The following is a 17566-nucleotide window of genomic DNA, read 5'->3' as shown; positions in this document are numbered from 1 at the left end:
TTCTCCCTATTCGGCCGCGATGGCCGCTTGCGAGGCACTTCGGATCATGTCGGCGGCCTTCTCTGCGATCATAATCGTGGGTGCATTCGTGTTCCCGCCGATCAGCGTGGGCATGACGCTGGCATCAACGACGCGCAGCCCCTCCAGTCCACGCACCCGCAGTTCGGGGTCGACGACGGCCATGTCATCGGCCCCCATCTTGCAGGTGCCAACCGGATGATAAATCGTGTCAGCGCGCGCGCGGATGTGTTTCTCCCATTCGGCATCACTCATGCCGTCGGCCACGCCGAAAAGCTCTTTGTGGCGATATTTGTTCATGGGTTCCTGCATGATGATTTCGCGTGTAAGTTTTGCACCTGCAATCATCGTCTTCAGATCGCGATCATCGGACAGGAAATTCGGGTCGATGCCGGGGTCTGCCATTGGATCACCCGATTGCAAAAACACTTCGCCGCGCGAATACGGCCGTAGCTCGCAGACATGGCACGAGAAGCCATAGCCCGGATGCAGCTTACGTGCATGGTCATCCACGATCGAGATGACGAAGTGAAGCTGGACATCGGGTTTGTCCAGCGACGGATCGGTCTTAAGAAAGCCTGCGCCCTCGGCAAAGGGCGTCGCGATCATGCCGGTGCCATTCTTGCGCCATTTAAAGATGTGTTTGAGAAGGTTGACCGTTCCGGTCGCGCCGATGCCAAAATTGTCGGTATCCTTCGATTTCCAGGACAGGATGAAATCCAAGTGATCTTGAAGGTTCTGGCCGACGCCCGGTAATTCATGGACCATCTCGATACCGTGTGGCGTGATGTCCTCGCTGCGGCCGACGCCGGAAAGCTGCAGAAGTTGGGGCGATCCGAAAGCTCCACCGCAGACGATCACCTCGCGCTTGGCGCGGACCTCGTGGCTTTGGGCTTTCTGGCGATAGGTGACGCCTGTGGCGCGTTTGCCGTCGAACAAAATACGCTCTGCCCGCACCTTGGTCAGCACCGTTAAGTTCGGACGTTTGTCCATCACCGGGTGCAGATAGGCCGCGGCGGCTGAACACCGCTCGCCATTGCGTTCTGGACTGTGGAATTGGGTCACGGCATAGGGGCCAAACCCCTCGTTGTCACCTGTATTGAAGTCGTCGCTACGACGGTATTGCAGCTGCGTCGCCGCTTCTATGAATGCTTCGGTGATCGGGCGGGGGCTTTTCTGGCGGCTGACATGAAGCGGTCCGTCTGCACCGTGGTGCTCATTGACGCCACCCTCGTTGTTTTCCGACCGTTTGAAATAGGGTAGAACGCTGTCCCAGTCCCAGCCATCGCATCCCAGATCGGCCCACGCGTCGTAGTCGTCGCGGTGACCGCGCACGTAGAGCATTGCGTTGATCGCACTTGAGCCGCCAAGCGCACGTCCACGCGGTTGAAACCCACGGCGTCCGTTCAGGCCCGGCTGCGGCACGGTGTTAAACGCCCAGTTGTTGATCTTGCCGTACCCTGGCATCATCGCCACCACCGCAGCCGGCGCGCGTATCAAGATACCATCACCTCGTCCGCCTGCTTCCAAAAGACAAACAGTGGTTGTCGCGTCTTCACTCAACCGCGTAGCCAGGGTTGCGCCAGCCGATCCGCCGCCCACGATCACGTAATCGTAGTCCATTTCCAAGCTCCTCCCTTGGTGTTTTTGGCGATTCTCCCAGTCGCCTAGCGGCATCAAACAAAAAAACTGGACAAATGTCCAGAAGAAATGATCAGGTTCTAGTCGACCGAAGCGTCGAGCGGGAGGAGCTTGTCTTGCCACGCGCAATCTGATGGGGTGGAGATCAACACATGACATTCTAAATGAAAGGTTCCGCAACCCGGGCACAGGGCTCGTCAGGCCGATAGTTTCCGGGCGGTGAAAGCCCAGTCGCATTCGAGCGGAAGGTGGCTCAAGCGAGCACGTAGGTCAGCAAGTAACAGGACAGGTCCCGATCCAACACGAGCGGAGTTGGAAGCAAGGGCTGCAAATCCGTTGGGTGTGCAATCGGGTGCACGAATGCAGGACCCAAAATCCTAAGGGATCGGTGTTGTAACAACGCTTTCAACCAGATCATCGAGCATCCGAATACATAAATCTAAACCGGATACATCTTTGAAACACAGCCAGTGGTCCAGAGCGGTTAAACCACTTCAACCTCTATCATCGCAGTCGTTACCATGCCGTCAGGTGATGGTGGCCCTCACATTAACCGTCGTCGCGCGCATAACTACGTAGCTGCTGCACATCACTAATGATCGCACTGCTTTTGTCGATACGCACGCCATAGGTTCCCAAGCGCGAAAATGCGCGTGAAAGGCTTTCGGGTTTCATACCCAAACGTCCGGCAATCAGCACCTTGTCATAGGGCAGTTTGATCGCGCAATCGTCCGGGGTGCCGTCGCACAATCCCAGTAGAAACTCAGCAACCCGTTGCGGGGCGGTCTTGGCTTTCAGTTGCTCAAGTTGGGTCACCAGGCCGTGGAGATGGGTGAAGGTGGACGACAGGATTGAAAGCGCGACCTCGGGGTCCTGTTTTACCAGTTGAACCATGACATTGGTCGGAATATGCATCACTTCGCAATTGGTCGCGGCTTCACCTGAAACCGGGTATGGCAGCTTTCGCAATGCCACGGCCTCGCCGAAGCTTTCACCACGGGTAAACACACTCACCACGGCTTCCGTTCCGCCGCGTGTCATACGGTAAAGTTTGACCCAACCATCCAGAACGATGTGGATCGCGTCGGCGGAATCCTCTTGCATGAACAATGTTTCACCACGTTCATAATGCCGCCATGTGGCCTGCGACAAGATCGCGTCCACATGCACGTCGGGCAGGGCGCGCATGAAAAGCGAATTGCGCGCAATCGTCTTATACATTTCCAGTGGCACTATATTTCCCCTGTAAACGGCACCTTGCGAGCGGCACGCCTTCCTGTTCCAGCATTGTTTCTATCTGTGCAGCGAACTGGCGTCCACCACCTCGGTGCACTTGTCCGAATAAGTCGCTCAGTCAGCCGTCCTGGTTACCTTAGCAACACGCCCGGCCAGTTGCTCTTCCCAGACCTTCATCATCTCGTCCACACGCCGCATATAGGCTTCGTTTTCGAAGGTGGGCGTGTCGATGTCGTGAAGCTGCGCAAGATCCAGCATGACCTCGCGGTCCGCAGTGTCGAATTCTGCTATCATTCGCTCGGCCGTAGCACGACTATGCCCCAATGCTTCGAAGGTCGATCGGGTCATGCGCAACGAACTGTCATAGACCTCTCGAATGACATCACGGCATCCGACCGACCAGAGGTCATAGACATGATTGCGATCAACCGCGCGAGCGACGACGTGAACATTCGGGAAGTGGGCGCAGACATGGCGCGTCAGTTCGGTGATCGCTTCCTTGCCATCCATTGCAACGACAAGGATCTTAGCATCTTCAATACCGGCGGCCTGCAGCATGTCCGGGCGTGTGGCATCGCCGAAATGCACACTGATCCCGAACCGGCGCAACATCTCCAGTTGTTCGGATGAGTAATCCAGTACAGTCGTATCATACCCCGCAGCACGCAACGCACGGTTTACAATGCCTCCGAACCGACCATGTCCGGCGATTATAATCTCGGCCGGTGTTTCAATCGTATCAGCCTCACGCGTGTCTTCATTGGAATACCGCGGCGCGATAACACGGTCATATATAATGAATTGTGCAGGTGTCAGCAGCATCGACAGAGCCACCACCAACAGCAAAAGGTCGGCGATCTCTTTGGGAATGACTGCATTGGCGACCGTGAAAGACAGAAGGACAAACCCGAACTCACCAGCCTGGGCAAGGCCTAGACCGAACAGCCATCTGTCGCCTCCGGTCAGGTGAAAAGCGCGCCCCAACACCATAAGAACGGCGCATTTCAGCACAATCAGCCCAATTGTCAGGCCCAGAACCAGCGCGATGTTCTGGCCCAATAATGTGAAATCTATGCTGGCACCCACGGTTATGAAAAAGACACCGAGAAATATTCCTTTGAACGGGTCGATATCGCTTTCCAGTTCATGTCGGTATGCACTGCCGCCCATGACCACCCCGGCCAGGAAAGTGCCCAATGCCGGTGACAAACCAACCACGGTCATCAATAACGCGATGCCCAGAACCATCATCAGGGCGGCAGTGACAAATAGTTCGCGCAATCTGGCCCGCGCCACGAACCGAAACACCGGCGTGGTCAAATAGGTGCCAATAAAGATAACCGCCGCAATGGCTGCAAGTGTCACAAGTGCTGTTTGCCAACCGTTCAGACCGTCAACCAGACTAAGGTTTAAATGAGATACGCCCGCGCCGTGATCACCAGTTTCTGCGGTCCGATGCGACAGGGTTTCCGCCAGTTCTGGCATGGCGAGCAGGGGGATCAGGGCCAACATCGGAATAACCGCGATGTCCTGCATCAACAGGACCGAGAAACTTGCCTGTCCCCCGTCCGACCGCAGAAGCCCTTTTTCACGCAATGTCTGGTTCACGATCGCCGTCGAAGACAGCGCAAAAACCAACCCAATCGCCAGCCCTACAGTCGTAGGTAGGTCAAATACCATGGCAATCAACATGACAAGGACGGTCGTGAGAGCCACCTGCAAGCCACCCAGTACGAATATTCGGGATCGCATATTCCAAAGCGCGCGCGGGTTCATTTCAAGCCCGACGATAAACAACATCATGACCACGCCGAATTCCGAAAAATGCTGAAGCGCCACAACATCGGCACCCATCCAATGCAGGAATGGGCTGATGACAATACCCGCCAGCAGGTATCCCAGCACCGATCCAAGCCCCAACCGCGAAGCGATCGGCACCGCCAAAACACCGGCCAGAAATAGCGTAAAGGTGATCAACATGAACTCGGCGGTCATAGGCATCCTTTCAGGGTGGTCACAATCAGCGTACCTTCAATTCACACAACATGAAGCGATTAACATGTTCATCTATCACTCAAGCCTGTGTGCCTGACCGGGTCAAGCGAAGGCTCCTCTATTCCTTTGCGCGAGCGCATCTGGCGATCCTACAGGTTGCAAGTGTCAAGAATGTCAATTGCCCGATGACCGGCTCAAAGAACCTGGAATTGCCAGCTTTCTGCGCAGCGGCTTCAAGTCCCTCAAGATAAGCTTCTGTAATTCACTTGTACTGAGCCGAGCTGATTGTAGACAATACCTGCCCTCTGCAAGGCCGCTTTCGGTCTCCTGCAACTTTTTTTCTTGAAAGGAAGTTTCACCTTGTCTTCCCTATGTTCGCTTGGCTATACGCGTCGGCGGAGACGTGGCCGAGTGGTCGAAGGCGCTCCCCTGCTAAGGGAGTAGGCGGGAAACCGTCTCGAGGGTTCGAATCCCTTCGTCTCCGCCACTTTTTCGGTTCTCACTAGATGCGCGTTAAACGTTGGTATTTTTGAGGTTTTGCATAAACCCTAACATGAAGGCGTCGAGGTAAGTGGTGTTTTGCTACACAATTTGCGCTTCATAAAGCGACGTTCGATGGCAACCCTGCTTGCGGCGGAGTTGGGTAGTTGAGCTATATCTGGGTGGTTTCTGATTTTGGTTTTGGTGAGACGTTCGTGGTGGCAAGTGCAGCCCATCTATCTCAGCCATACGCATCAGGATCCCATTGCTTTGTCAGCTTTAAGCTCTCGCTTTTTTATCATTGCATTGCATTTTTCAAATAGTCGTTTGAACAGATGTGGATAGCAAGATTTTCGTCCATGCTCGTCATCCTCTCGTATGTTGGCTGTTAGTTTGAGAGCGTGTGCGGCCGTCGGCTGGGTGTGCGACAATGGGCCGTTTTTGTTTAATTTCGGCCGTCTTGGGTCGTGAGCGCCGGTATTTGGCGCATAGCGAAAATGAAAACCGATAACAAAGGTCATCAAGCAAGGATAAATGTTCGGCTTCACATCGACAGCGAAAGCAGCGAGAAAGCGGATGCTGTGAGGCTGTACACCGCCAAATTGCTTGTGCCAGCGATAAAACGATTGCTCTGGTTTCTGCACCTGACGGGTAACACCTGCTCGCAGCATTTCCTGTTCGCTGTTCGTCTCCGCGCCCGAAGCGTCTATCGCACTGTCTAGGCTTTAGGATTTCAAAATGGGTGCCACTTAAGCCGGATTTAGCGGTGAATATTTTCACTATGGATAATGTATCCAATATCCTATATCAAGAATCCAGAATCAATTTTGGAGAAACATTTTGATTGTTTGCCTGACCCGTTGCGCATGTTGCGGGGAAGGTCAGTCAAGCTGAAAAAGGAACCGGCCATGAATGAAAACGTTTTCTCTGGCACTATGCCGGCTTTGATGACGCCTTGCACATCGGACCGAGCCCCAGACTTTGATGCCCTGGTCAGAAAGGGCAAAGAAATGATCGAGGCTGGTATGTCTGCCGTCATCTATTGCGGCTCGATGGGTGACTGGCCACTTCTGACGGATGCAGAGCGGATGGAGGGTGTCGAGCGCTTGATCGACGCTGGGGTTCCGGTTGTTGTTGGCACCGGCGCAGTGAACACCAAATCCGCGGTGGCGCATGCTGCCCACGCGCAAAAAATTGGTGCTGTCGGACTTATGGTGATCCCCCGCGTGTTGTCACGTGGATCATCGCTGGAGGCTCAGAAAAACCACTTCAAAGCTATTCTGAGCGCTGCTCCGGACATTCCCGCGATCATCTATAACAGCCCAGTCTACGGCTTTGCGACGCGTGCAGACCTGTTCTTTGCGCTTCGTGCTGAACATGCAAATCTGATCGGTTTCAAAGAGTTCGGCGGGAAAGCTGATCTGACCTATGCCGCGGAACATATCACCAGCAAGGACGATCAGGTCACGTTGATGGTTGGTGTTGATACCGAGGTGTATCACGGATTTGTCCGGGCAGGTGCAACCGGTTCGATCACTGGTATCGGCACGGCACTTCCGAAAGAAGCATTGCTGTTGGCGGCGCTGTCCCAGAAAGCAGCGGAAGGCCATGCAGAAGCCAGGCAGCGCGCGCTTGAGTTGGAAGAAGCATTCACTGTCTTGGCTTCTTTTGATGAAGGGACCGATCTGGTGCTCTTCTACAAATACCTCCTCGTTCTGAACGGAGAAGAGGAATACCGGTTGCATTTCAACGCGACAGATGAGCTGAGCGCTGCACAGCGAAACTATTGCGAACAGCAATACACGCAATTCAGAAACTGGTTCGCAGATTGGTCCACGCAGGGCGGGGTCATCGCTGAATGCCTGTAACCGGTTGCAGCTTAGGCGGCGCGTGGCGGTCTGCAATGCACGTGCCGCACCGCGCCCGACCACATTCACGACAATCAAAAGAAATCGGCACAACCGATCTTAGCTTTACCGACAATCGTTCAGCGAAACGGTCGGTGTCTCAACGAAATAACGGAGGAAAACAATGAAACTAGCATCCATACTTACCGCAGGCGCTTTGGCGATTGCGACCGCCAGCCCCTCATACGCGGCCGAAGTGAACTGGAAAATGACGGCTGCCATCGGCGAAGGTTCATTTCTTTATCAGAATTTCATGGAACGCTTCGCAAAAAATGTTGGAATGATCACACAGGATCGCGTTCATATTCAGCCTTTCGGCGCTGGCGTGCTGGCGCCCGCTTTCAAGGCGTATGAGGCCGTACAAGATGGGATTGTCGAAGCCGGTCACTCCACGCCGTCATACTTAGTAAATCAGGATCCGACGAACGCCATCTTTGCGAGCTTTCCTGGTGGTATGTCTGCCGAGGCGACATTGCACTGGGTTTACGAAGGCGGAGGTGAGAAGCTTTTGCAAGACTTCCGTAGCGCCGAGATGGGTCTTCACAGCCTGGTCGTAGGCATTGGCACGTCCGAAATCATGGCGCATTCCAACGTTAAGATCGAAACTGTTGCAGATCTTAAAGGTGTAAAGTACCGCACTTCGGGCGCGTTTGCAGAGGTTTTGAAAGACAATTTCGAAGGTGTGCCGACTGTCGTGCCCGGCAACGAAATCTATACGCTGCTACAGCGTAAGGGTGTCGACGCGATTGAATGGTCCACTCCGGGCGCCAATATCACCGAAGGTTTTCACGAAGTGGCGCCATACTTGATCATGCCGGGTGTGCAGCAGCCGTCTTTCTTGTGGGAAGTGTTCGTGAAGCAGGAAACATGGGATGCACTGCCTGAAGATCTTCAAAGCCTGATCACGGCCGCTGCGAAGCTCAGCACCTATGAAAGCTACACTCGTTTTGGCGACAGCGACATCAAAGCGATGGAAGAGTTCCGCAATTCAAAGGTTGAATTGATTCAAATGGATCGTGCGGAATCCGAGAAGATTCGCGAAGCCGGCCGCGACTGGGCACGTGCTCAAGCAGTCGCGCAATCGGAAAACAGAAACACAAGAATGCAGGACGTACTGGACAGCTATCTGGCTTATCAATCCGGCTGGGCCAAAAACTCGGGCTACCTTGTTCGCGACACCGCTGAATAACTCAAGCATTCCGAAACGGCCGACCCTTTGGTCGGCCGTTTCGTCAGGAGGTTTCCATGACGTTTTTCCGAAACAGCATCGAGTGGTTCTCAGATATTCTGGGCATCCTTGGACGGCTGGCCATCATCACCCTGATTGGGGCGATGCTTTATGAAGTGACAGCTCGCTACGTGTTTGGGGCGCCGACACTTTGGGCATTTGATATTTCTTACATGTTGAACGGTTCGATCTTCCTTCTGGGGGCTGCTTATTCCTTGCGCGAAGATGCCCATGTCCGCATCGATTTTCTGTCCCAAAGATTTCCAAAACGCGTGCAGCGGATGGTGAACGGGTCGTTTTACTTGCTGATCATGGCGCCGGTGTCTTTTGCGTTCGCATGGGTTGCAGGGACCAAAGCTCTCAAGGCGTTTATGACAGGTGAAGTAGAAAGCGTCAGCCCTTGGGCACCACTCGTCTGGCCCTTTTATCTGGTGATTGCGGTTGGGTTGTTTGCATTCGCATTACAGTTCGTCGTTGAAGCTCTGAAATTCCTGTTTGGCGAAAAAAACCCGGGTGAAACCGACGTCGAGTTGCAAGGATTGGAGATTGACCAATGACACCACTTCTGATGTTTGCGGCACTCTTCGTTCTTGTTTTTGCTGGCGTTCCCGTAGCGTTTTCGTTGATGATAATCGCTGTCGGTTTTGGTTTCACTGTATTCGGGGACCTGATTTTTCTGCAACTTTATGGCGCGCTTCTTCACACTGCATCGAACTTTGTGTTGGCTGCCATTCCTCTGTTCATATTCATGGGGGCTGTGCTGGAGCGGTCCGGCATCGCCAAGCGGCTGTTCCATGCACTTCAGCTGTGGCTGGGCGGATTTCCGGGCGGGCTCGCGTTATCTACGATTGCGATGTGTGCGATTTTCGCTGCGGCTTCTGGTGTCGTGGGGGCTGTTGAAATCGTGGTGGGTCTGATGGCCATTCCAGCGATGATGAAAGCCCGCTACAAAAACGACCTCATCGCGGGCACCATCTGTGCGGGCGGATCTTTGGGCACCATCATTCCTCCGTCTGTGATCGTCGTCGTTTACGCGTCCATCGCCCAACTTTCCATTGGTCAATTGTTTGCGGCATCCATCTTGCCGGGGTTGCTGATGGTCACCTTCTTTATCGGATACGTTTTGATACGTAGCATCCGCAATCCAGCAGATGCTCCGCCATTGCCACGTGAAGAGCGTGACATCCCGATGTCTCAAAAGCTCTGGATCACTATGACCGCATTGTTACCCCCGCTCGCATTGATCGGGATGGTGCTGGGCTCGCTTCTAGCAGGGGCCGCGTCCGCGACAGAAGCCGCCGCCGTCGGGGCAGCAGGCACGCTTGTCTTGACCATGATGTTCCGCGAGCTGAGCTGGAAGATGTTGATGGACGCTCTGGGCGTAACGCTGCGCATCACGTCGATGATCATGCTGATCGTTGCGGGTGGGACCATGTTCACCAGTATTTTCGCTGTTACCGGTGGTGGCAATCTGGTGCGCGATACGGTCGCCACGATCGGATACGGCAATGCAGGGATCATCGCTTTCTTTCTTGTGGTGGTATTTTTCGCGGGTTTCGTTCTTGATTGGGTGTCGATTGTCTTGATATTCATTCCGATCTTCGCTCCGATCGTCAAAAGTGCAGGAATTGACCCAATCTGGTTTGCGATGATGGTGTTGGTTGTGATTCAGACGTCTTATCTGACCCCTCCCATGGCACCGTCCATCTTCTATCTGCGATCCATTGCCCCAAGCAGCATGACCTACGGGCAAATGTATCGTGGGGTTTTGCCCTTCGTGGCTGCCCAGATGCTGGTTCTGCTGGTCATCATACTGTTCCCAGCCATTGCCACTTGGTTGCCGACAATCTTAGTTGGGTTGTGATGTCCCAATGGGCAGAGTGTAAAACGAGCATTGACTGTCTGGTCGGCACAAGCCTTTGACGAATGTCGGCTTGTGTCGACCAACTCATTTGCGATTACCTTATCGGGACTGTGTTCCCCGATAGAACTAAGGAAACGAATATATGCGCAGCACCAAAACCATCCACGTCATCTCGGCTCATGCCGAGGGCGAAGTAGGGGATGTCATTGTCGGGGGCGTGCAACCACCACCCGGAGACACACTTTGGGAGCAACGCTCATTCATTGCACGTGATGAAACCCTGCGAAACTTCGTGTTGAACGAACCGCGTGGCGGGGTCTTCCGACACGTGAACCTTTTGGTGCCGCCCAAGCACCCCGAAGCGGATGCTGCGTTCATCATCATGGAACCAGAAGACACACCGCCAATGTCGGGATCAAACTCGATCTGTGTCTCTACCGTCTTGCTGGACGGCGGGATCATTCCGATGCAGGAACCTGAAACGCATCTGGTTCTGGAAGCCCCCGGCGGGTTGGTGCGGGTGCGGGCCGAATGTAACAACGGCAAGGCCGAGCGCATCTACGTGCAAAACGTGGCCAGCTTTGCCGACAAGTTAGGCGTGCCTCTTGAGGTGCCGGGGCTCGGCACCATCACTGTGGATACGGCTTATGGTGGGGACAGTTTTGTTGTCGTGGACGCCAAGGCACTTGGGTTTGAGATTGTCGAGGATGAAGCGAAGGATATCGCGCGCCTTGGGGTGGCGATTACCGATGCGGCAAATGATCAACTGGGATTTTCGCATCCTACGAATGCGGAATGGGATCATATCTCGTTCTGTGCGTTCTGTGGTCCGCTCAGCAAGACCGAAACAGGTTTGACCGGAAGGTCAGCGGTGGCCATACAACCGGGTAAGGTGGATCGCTCACCCACTGGAACAGCGGTATCTGCACGGATGGCGCTAATGGCGGCGAAAGGGCAGATGCAGGTCGGACAGACTTTCGATGCCGTTTCGATCATTGGGTCACGATTCACGGGACGTATACTTGACGGGTCAGACGTGGGCGGTCGGCGCGGCATACTTCCCGAAATCAGTGGCAGGGCATGGATTACTGGGATCCATCAGCACATGCTGGATCCCGGTGACCCGTGGCCAGATGGGTATCGTCTTAGCGATACATGGGGCGCTTAGTCTCCGTTCCGCAGAGTTTCAAGATCCTCAAGAAGAGCTGCCGGGATTTCGACATATCCTCGGGCGATGTTTCGCGCGCGCGCGTCAAAACGGCGTTGCGACGGCAAGCGCGCTCCCTGATCGACGATGTCCGCGAAAAGCCGTTCGGCACGGGCGTCGTTCCGGACCGTCTGACCGCCGCTAAAGTGATCGGGATCAAAGGCTATGATCAGCTCTCCATGATAGGGGGCACCGCCCTTGCCCTCGGCAAAAGTCATGCTTTCCATGCTTGTCAGATCGTCAATAAGCGGACCGGCCAAAAGCTCGATCATGATGGATAGAGCACTGCCTTTATATCCGCCAAACGTCAGCATCGCACCATCCAAGGCGGTCTGAGGATCGGTTGTAGGATGACCGTCTTTGTCAACAGCCACGCCTTCGGGAAGCGGTTTACCTGCACGCAGATAAAGTTCGATCTCGCCCCTTGCAAATCCACTGGTGGCGAAGTCGAACGTGAAAGGGTCCTGACCTGATCGCGGCCAACTGAAGGCCAGTGGGTTGGTGCCAAGCGTTCCACGCTTTCCTCCTGCCGGTGCCACCCACGAGTGGCTCGGCACCATCGCCATCGCCACCAGTCCTACTGATGACAGCTGCTCGACCTCAGGCCATAGGGCTGAGAAATGAAAGCACCGATTGATTGCCAGCGCCGCAATTCCGTGTTTGCGGGTGTTTTCGATCAGCCGGGGTAATCCAGCTTCAAACGCTAGAAGTGACATCCCTTGCTGGGCGTCGATCCGTGTGACGGCGCCCTCGGTCGCCTGCAAGACCGGAAGAGCCTGACCGTCAATTTTCCCCGCCTTCATCGTTTCACAACACATCAATAGTCGGAAAAGCCCATGCGAATGGCAGTCATCTATCTGACACGTCGTGATGATTTTCGCGATGGACGTCGCGTGCTGATCGCTAAAGCCATATTTCGTCAGGATATCCGTGCTGAGTCTGGATAGGCTTTCAATTTCCAAAGGGACAACGGTGTTCATTCTTGGTCCTACCCTCAGATGGTTTATGTTGGATATTGGATACAACATTGGCGACCAGGATATCAACCCGTGACAAGTATATCCAAAACCAAATTTTATTTGAAAAGAAAGGCGATTTCGCTAAATGTATCCAAAATTCAGACGTCGAGTAGGAGGCAGCCGTGACGAGTAGACGTGCAATACCAAGGCAAAGCCTTCCAGATGTCATCGCCAACGATTTGCGAGAGCGGATTCTAAGCGGAGAGCTTGCAGAGGGCGAAACCATTCGTCAGGAAAGCTTGGCGGAAGAATATGAAGTATCGCGTATGCCAATCCGCGAAGCGCTAAAGCGGCTGGATGCAGAGGGGCTTGTCAACCTGACCACGAACAGGGGCTCCACGGTCACGAAACATTCGCTGGCCGAGATCGGCGAGATTTTTGACTTGCGGATCCTCATTGAAGTTGATCTGTTTCGACGTGCTATCCCTGCGATGACTGCGACAGATTTCGGACGTTGTGAAGATATCTTGGATAGAATGGAAGATTCATATGACGCAGATGATGTCAGCAAATGGGGTGCGTTGAACTACGATTACCACTCTGCGCTTTACGCCGCTGCAAACCGTGGGCTGACAAACGAGCTCCTTCAGCGGATCAATCTGCAATCAGATCGATATGTTCGCATGAACCTGAGTGTTATGGAGCAGCGTGAGCCAGCCAAGGACGAACATCGGAACATGTTGAAGCTTGCGCAGGAACGTAAAATTGACGTGGCCTGCGAGATGCTGACACGACATATCCTTCGGACCAAAACCCAATTGTTGGAAATGGTCGCAGCAAGGCGCGCAACGGAAGGTGAATGACGGTGTCGCGTAGGGGGTTGTGATTTTCGGGATATTGGATACATTATCCGAAAATTGAACACGCACATATCGTGCCATTCAGAAATCGAGGATACGATGACCTTCAATCCCCATGGTAAACATCTGATTGCTGGCGCTTGGATTGCCGGCGATGAAACCTTTTCATCATCCCCTGCTAACGGAGCAGCGCATAGCTTTGCAGTAGGACGGGTGAGCGATGTTGATGCCGCTGTTCTGGCCGCAGAAGACGCATTTTGGAGCTATGGGTATTCAAGTCGAGAAACCCGCGCTGCTTTTCTGAACAGCATCGCCGACGAGATTGAGGCGCGAGCGACAGAGATCACGGAAATTGGCACGCAGGAAACGGGGCTTCCCGCTGCGCGGCTGGCAGGTGAGCGCGGTCGCACAACTGGCCAGCTTCGCTTGTTTGCCGACCATATTTTGAAGGGTGACTATTTGGACCGGCGCCATGACGCTGCCTTACCGGATCGTGCACCCTTGCCGCGGCCCGAGATGCACATGATTCAGCGCCCGATCGGTCCAGTTGCCGTGTTTGGCGCCTCCAATTTCCCGTTGGCCTTCTCGACAGCCGGTGGTGACACCGCAGCGGCCTTTGCGGCAGGGTGCCCGGTCGTCGTCAAAGGACACAGCGCCCATCCCGGCACAGGTGAGATCATCGCAGAAGCAATCCACGCCGCTATTAAGAAATGTGGTTTACATGCTGGCGTGTTCAGTTTGATCCAAGGCGGAAACCGCCAGGTAGGGGCTGCGCTGGTGCAGCATCCATTGATAAACGCAGTGGGTTTCACCGGTTCTTTGGCCGGCGGCCGGGCATTGTATGATCTTTGTGCGGCCCGCTCAGAGCCCATTCCGTTCTTTGGAGAGCTTGGTTCAGTTAATCCGATGTTTGTACTGACTGCCGCATTGAACAATCGGTCCGAAGAGGTGGCAAAAGGTTGGGCGGCATCTTTGACGATGGGTGCCGGACAATTTTGCACCAATCCCGGGATTGCCGTCGTTCTATCAGGCGCTGGGGCGGATCAGTTTGCCGAAAGCGCTAAAGCTGCTCTTTCAGATGTCGGAGAGCAAACGATGCTGACCGATGGAATTGCAGCAGCCTATCAGGCGGGTCAACGTCGTGTCGCAGAAACCGAAGGTGTGCGTGAACTACTGGTAACAAGCTGCGATCAACGGTCAGCTACACCGAATTTGTTTATCACCGATGCAAAGAACTGGCTCGCAGATGAAAGCTTGGCAGAAGAGGTGTTTGGCCCGCTTGGGATAATCGTGATGGCCGACACAATGGAAGAAATGCAGCGCATTGCACGACACCTGCAAGGGCAGTTGACCTGCACCCTTCACCTTGACGATGCAGATCAGGAAGCCGCTTTGTCGTTGATGCCCGTTCTGGAACGCAAGGCCGGGCGCGTATTGGCAAACGGCTTTCCGACCGGGGTAGAGGTCTGTGATTCAATGGTCCATGGCGGGCCGTATCCTGCCTCGACCAACTTTGGTGCGACCTCAGTGGGGACATTGTCAATTCGACGGTTCTTGCGCCCGGTATGTTATCAAAACATTCCGGCAGGCCTTCTGCCTGATGATCTGGGGTGACGACGAAGGGCTAAAGGAGAAGTGACAGGAACAATTCCGACCCGTTCTAACTGACTGAAATTCGCCGTTTCACTTTGAGACTTCGCACATACCCAACCCACGCGACCATGTGTTGCGTGGGCTATAACTAATTTTAGTGTAATTAAAATTCTCACCGTCTATGCTGACTTGAAAATATGAGATCGTATCCGTCGGTTCATACGTCCGGATCCGATTGGAGTTTTTGCAAGAATGAGGACGAAATGAGCAATGCGACTGCCCCAGCAGCTGATAAACAAGATGGTCAACCAGCCCGATTGGGTGCTGCGATCCGGCATCGGCGAAAAGCTATGGGAAAAACACTGGTAGAGGTCGCGAAAGACGCTGAGTTGACGACCGGTTTCATATCGCAAGTCGAGCGCGGTATCAGTTCTCCTTCCTTGGCGTCATTACTTTCAATTGCTGCCTCCCTTCAAACAACGATCGAGCAGTTGTTAAGCGTTCGAGAGGAATATAGTGAGTATATACAAAAAGATAAGCGGCAGACTTACTCGCTTGGCCTGAATGGAAGACTATACGAGAAGTTAGGCCCAGGGTTTGCGGGGGCGTTGTTCTATCCTTCAATAATTCATCGACCGCCGGGGCATGTTTCGGAAAGAATGTGTCATGCAGGTGAAGTGTTTTGTTATCTGATGGAAGGTCAAATTGAATACCATCTGGGTGATGACGTTCACATTTTGTCAGCAGGTGATACCATCCATCACGACACCTCCAAGCCGCACTACTCAAGGGTTATCAGTGATACGGAAACCGTCGAGATGTGGGTCAGTTCAACACCAATCAAGAACATTCCTGAGTAGCCGAACGCTGGAAGACGAACAGTCATACTAAAAAAAATTATAGTAAATATAAAAATTCGTTTAATATGGGTGCGATTTCATAGAATCGTTCAGGGAGGAACTCATCAATGAAACGAAATCTTCTGTTTGCATCTGTAGCCATCTCAATGGCGTTGACTGCACCAATCTTTGCTCAAGATCGCGGCGGAGTTTTGAATTTCGCGCGATATGACGGATCGAACTTGATCGACCCGATCTATGCAGACCGCAACCCCGATATCTGGATGGTCGGCAGCTTGTTCGACACCTTATTGCGCCCGAGTGCTGATGGTAACTCCGTTGTTGCCGGGTTGGCCGAAGCCCATTCGGTGTCAGATGATGGGATGACTGTATCGCTGACCCTGCGTGACGGCGTAACCTTCGCGGACGGATCGCCGTTGACGGGCGAGGACGTTGTCTTTTCGCTTGATCGCGCGCGCGAACCTGATCTGAGCCCGTGGTCGGGACTGTTGGGATCCATCGACAGCGTGTCGGCCGATGGCAACGCCATTACCATCAATTTGAAAAATCCCGATCCCACCATTTTGTCGATGCTGGCCACGTTCACCACGGGCATCGTATCCAAAGCCGTCTTTGAAGCCGCCGAAGGTGCAACAGACCAGGAAAAATCCGCCGCTATTTTCGCAGCCGGTGGCCCAGGTGTTGGTTCTGGCCCGTTCTATCTGTGTGGGTTTGAGCAAGGCACCTCGATGGAGTTTTGTGCCAACGAAAACTATTGGCGCGACGGGGCGGACGGAAAGCCCTTGCCCTATCTTGAGGGCGTGAATTTCCAGATCATCCCGGATGATGCGACACGTATCCTTAAGCTGCAATCAGGCGAAGTTGACGTGGCCGAGTTCATTCCGTTCTCGCGCGTGCCGGAATTGGATGCTGATCCTGCGATTGATATGAACCTGTTCCCGTCCACGCGGATCATCTATTCGCCGATCAACACGCGTGAAGCGCGCGCAGACGGTTCCGCCAATCCGCTGGCAGACGTGCGTGTACGTCAGGCGATCAACTATGCGACCAACAAGGACGCGCTGATCGGGCTGGTTTTGCAGGGTGCAGGCAAGCCGATGACATCGCCCTTGATGGCGGCAGCGACGCAATTGGCCACCGATCCAGGCCCGCTTTATGGCTATGATATGGAAAAGGCGCAGGCGTTGATTGCTGAAGCCGGGCTTGAGAAAGGCACGGAAATCACATTCACCACATTGGCGGGGTCGGCAGATGACAGCACCATCTTCGCCGCGCTTCAACAAATGTGGGCACCGTTGGGTATTAATCTTGTTGTTGAACAAGTCGACGGCCCAACACGTGGCGCTAAAAACCGGTCGGGTGAATTTGACATTCACACCTATGGTTGGGTGAACGATGTAAACGATCCAAGTCAGGTGGTTGGCTGGTTGGGTTATACCCCGACGGCCAATGCGGTTGGAACGGGTTGGGACAATGCTGAATTCAACGCTCTTTATGAAGCTTCACAAACCGAGATCGACCCAGAAAAACGTGCACAACAATACGCGGATATGCAGGCTATCTATGCCGAAGCTGCGCCCCTTTTGTTCATGTATGAAACGCCCTTCGCAGTAGCGGTTTCAGCGTCGGTTGATGGCTATGTGCAGACCCCGCTTGGCAACAACATCTTCGAAGAAGCAACCGTCAGCCGTTAAAATCTGACCCAGCACCGCCGGTAT

The 17566-nt window shown here is 53.9% G+C and carries 14 protein-coding genes and 1 tRNA gene; 10 read left to right on the top strand and 5 right to left on the bottom strand.

Annotated elements, in window-relative coordinates:
* Positions 1-6 precede the first annotated feature (6 nt).
* The 3 genes from MWU51_RS09695 to MWU51_RS09685 all read right to left on the bottom strand — a co-directional run bounded on the left by MWU51_RS09695 (position 7) and on the right by MWU51_RS09685 (position 4890).
* A complete protein-coding gene (locus tag MWU51_RS09695) occupies positions 7-1641 on the bottom strand; it encodes a choline dehydrogenase (RefSeq protein WP_247036773.1) in 1635 nt (544 codons plus the stop codon).
* Between the two features lie 567 nt (positions 1642-2208).
* Positions 2209-2892 (bottom strand): Crp/Fnr family transcriptional regulator, encoded by a 684-nt coding sequence (locus MWU51_RS09690; protein WP_348646732.1) that lies wholly within the window; start codon positions 2890-2892, stop codon positions 2209-2211.
* Between the two features lie 117 nt (positions 2893-3009).
* Positions 3010-4890 (bottom strand): cation:proton antiporter, encoded by a 1881-nt coding sequence (locus MWU51_RS09685; RefSeq protein ID WP_247036772.1) that lies wholly within the window; start codon positions 4888-4890, stop codon positions 3010-3012.
* 397 nt (positions 4891-5287) lie between these two features.
* Between MWU51_RS09685 and MWU51_RS09680 the strand changes: the two genes are divergently transcribed.
* Positions 5288-5377 (top strand) — tRNA-Ser (locus MWU51_RS09680).
* Between the two features lie 247 nt (positions 5378-5624).
* Here MWU51_RS09680 and MWU51_RS09675 read toward each other — a convergent pair.
* A complete protein-coding gene (locus tag MWU51_RS09675) occupies positions 5625-6041 on the bottom strand; it encodes a hypothetical protein (RefSeq protein ID WP_247036769.1) in 417 nt (138 codons plus the stop codon).
* Positions 6042-6278: 237 nt separating this feature from the next.
* Here MWU51_RS09675 and MWU51_RS09670 point away from each other — a divergent pair, with 237 nt between their 5' ends.
* From MWU51_RS09670 to MWU51_RS09650, 5 genes are all read left to right on the top strand, one after another.
* Positions 6279-7238: a dihydrodipicolinate synthase family protein gene (locus MWU51_RS09670; protein ID WP_247036767.1), complete on the top strand. Its 960-nt coding sequence runs from the start codon at positions 6279-6281 to the stop codon at positions 7236-7238.
* A gap of 163 nt (positions 7239-7401) precedes the next feature.
* Entirely contained in the window at positions 7402-8466 is a 1065-nt protein-coding gene (dctP, locus tag MWU51_RS09665; RefSeq protein ID WP_247036765.1) for a TRAP transporter substrate-binding protein DctP, read from the top strand.
* Between the two features lie 56 nt (positions 8467-8522).
* Positions 8523-9062 carry a TRAP transporter small permease subunit gene (locus tag MWU51_RS09660; protein WP_247036764.1) on the top strand — a complete coding sequence of 180 codons (540 nt, stop codon included), beginning with the start codon at positions 8523-8525 and terminating at the stop codon, positions 9060-9062.
* Positions 9059-10369 (top strand): TRAP transporter large permease subunit, encoded by a 1311-nt coding sequence (locus tag MWU51_RS09655; RefSeq protein ID WP_247036763.1) that lies wholly within the window; start codon positions 9059-9061, stop codon positions 10367-10369. The genes MWU51_RS09660 and MWU51_RS09655 overlap by 4 nt, the downstream gene beginning before the upstream one ends.
* 142 nt (positions 10370-10511) lie before the next feature.
* Positions 10512-11537: a proline racemase family protein gene (locus MWU51_RS09650; protein WP_247036762.1), complete on the top strand. Its 1026-nt coding sequence runs from the start codon at positions 10512-10514 to the stop codon at positions 11535-11537.
* On the opposite strand, the gene MWU51_RS09645 is transcribed toward MWU51_RS09650, so the two are convergent.
* Positions 11534-12556: an Ldh family oxidoreductase gene (locus tag MWU51_RS09645; RefSeq protein ID WP_247036761.1), complete on the bottom strand. Its 1023-nt coding sequence runs from the start codon at positions 12554-12556 to the stop codon at positions 11534-11536. The genes MWU51_RS09650 and MWU51_RS09645 overlap by 4 nt on opposite strands.
* Positions 12557-12717: 161 nt before the next feature.
* Here MWU51_RS09645 and MWU51_RS09640 point away from each other — a divergent pair, with 161 nt between their 5' ends.
* The 4 genes from MWU51_RS09640 to MWU51_RS09625 all read left to right on the top strand — a co-directional run bounded on the left by MWU51_RS09640 (position 12718) and on the right by MWU51_RS09625 (position 17542).
* Positions 12718-13398: a GntR family transcriptional regulator gene (locus tag MWU51_RS09640; protein ID WP_247036758.1), complete on the top strand. Its 681-nt coding sequence runs from the start codon at positions 12718-12720 to the stop codon at positions 13396-13398.
* Positions 13399-13494: 96 nt separating this feature from the next.
* Entirely contained in the window at positions 13495-15009 is a 1515-nt protein-coding gene (locus MWU51_RS09635; RefSeq protein ID WP_247036757.1) for an aldehyde dehydrogenase (NADP(+)), read from the top strand.
* 242 nt (positions 15010-15251) lie between these two features.
* On the top strand, positions 15252-15848 hold the full coding sequence (locus MWU51_RS09630) for an XRE family transcriptional regulator (protein WP_247036755.1): 597 nt from the start codon (positions 15252-15254) through the stop codon (positions 15846-15848).
* 107 nt (positions 15849-15955) lie between these two features.
* Complete coding sequence (locus tag MWU51_RS09625; RefSeq protein ID WP_247036753.1) at positions 15956-17542, top strand: ABC transporter substrate-binding protein; 1587 nt, start codon at positions 15956-15958, stop codon at positions 17540-17542.
* Positions 17543-17566: the final 24 nt, after the last annotated feature.

The organism is Aliiroseovarius sp. F47248L (genome assembly GCF_023016085.1).
In the GTDB taxonomy this organism is placed as follows: Bacteria; Pseudomonadota; Alphaproteobacteria; order Rhodobacterales; family Rhodobacteraceae; genus Aliiroseovarius.
Note: the sequence above shows the minus strand (reverse complement) of the source record. Positions and strands in the feature narration are given on the sequence as shown.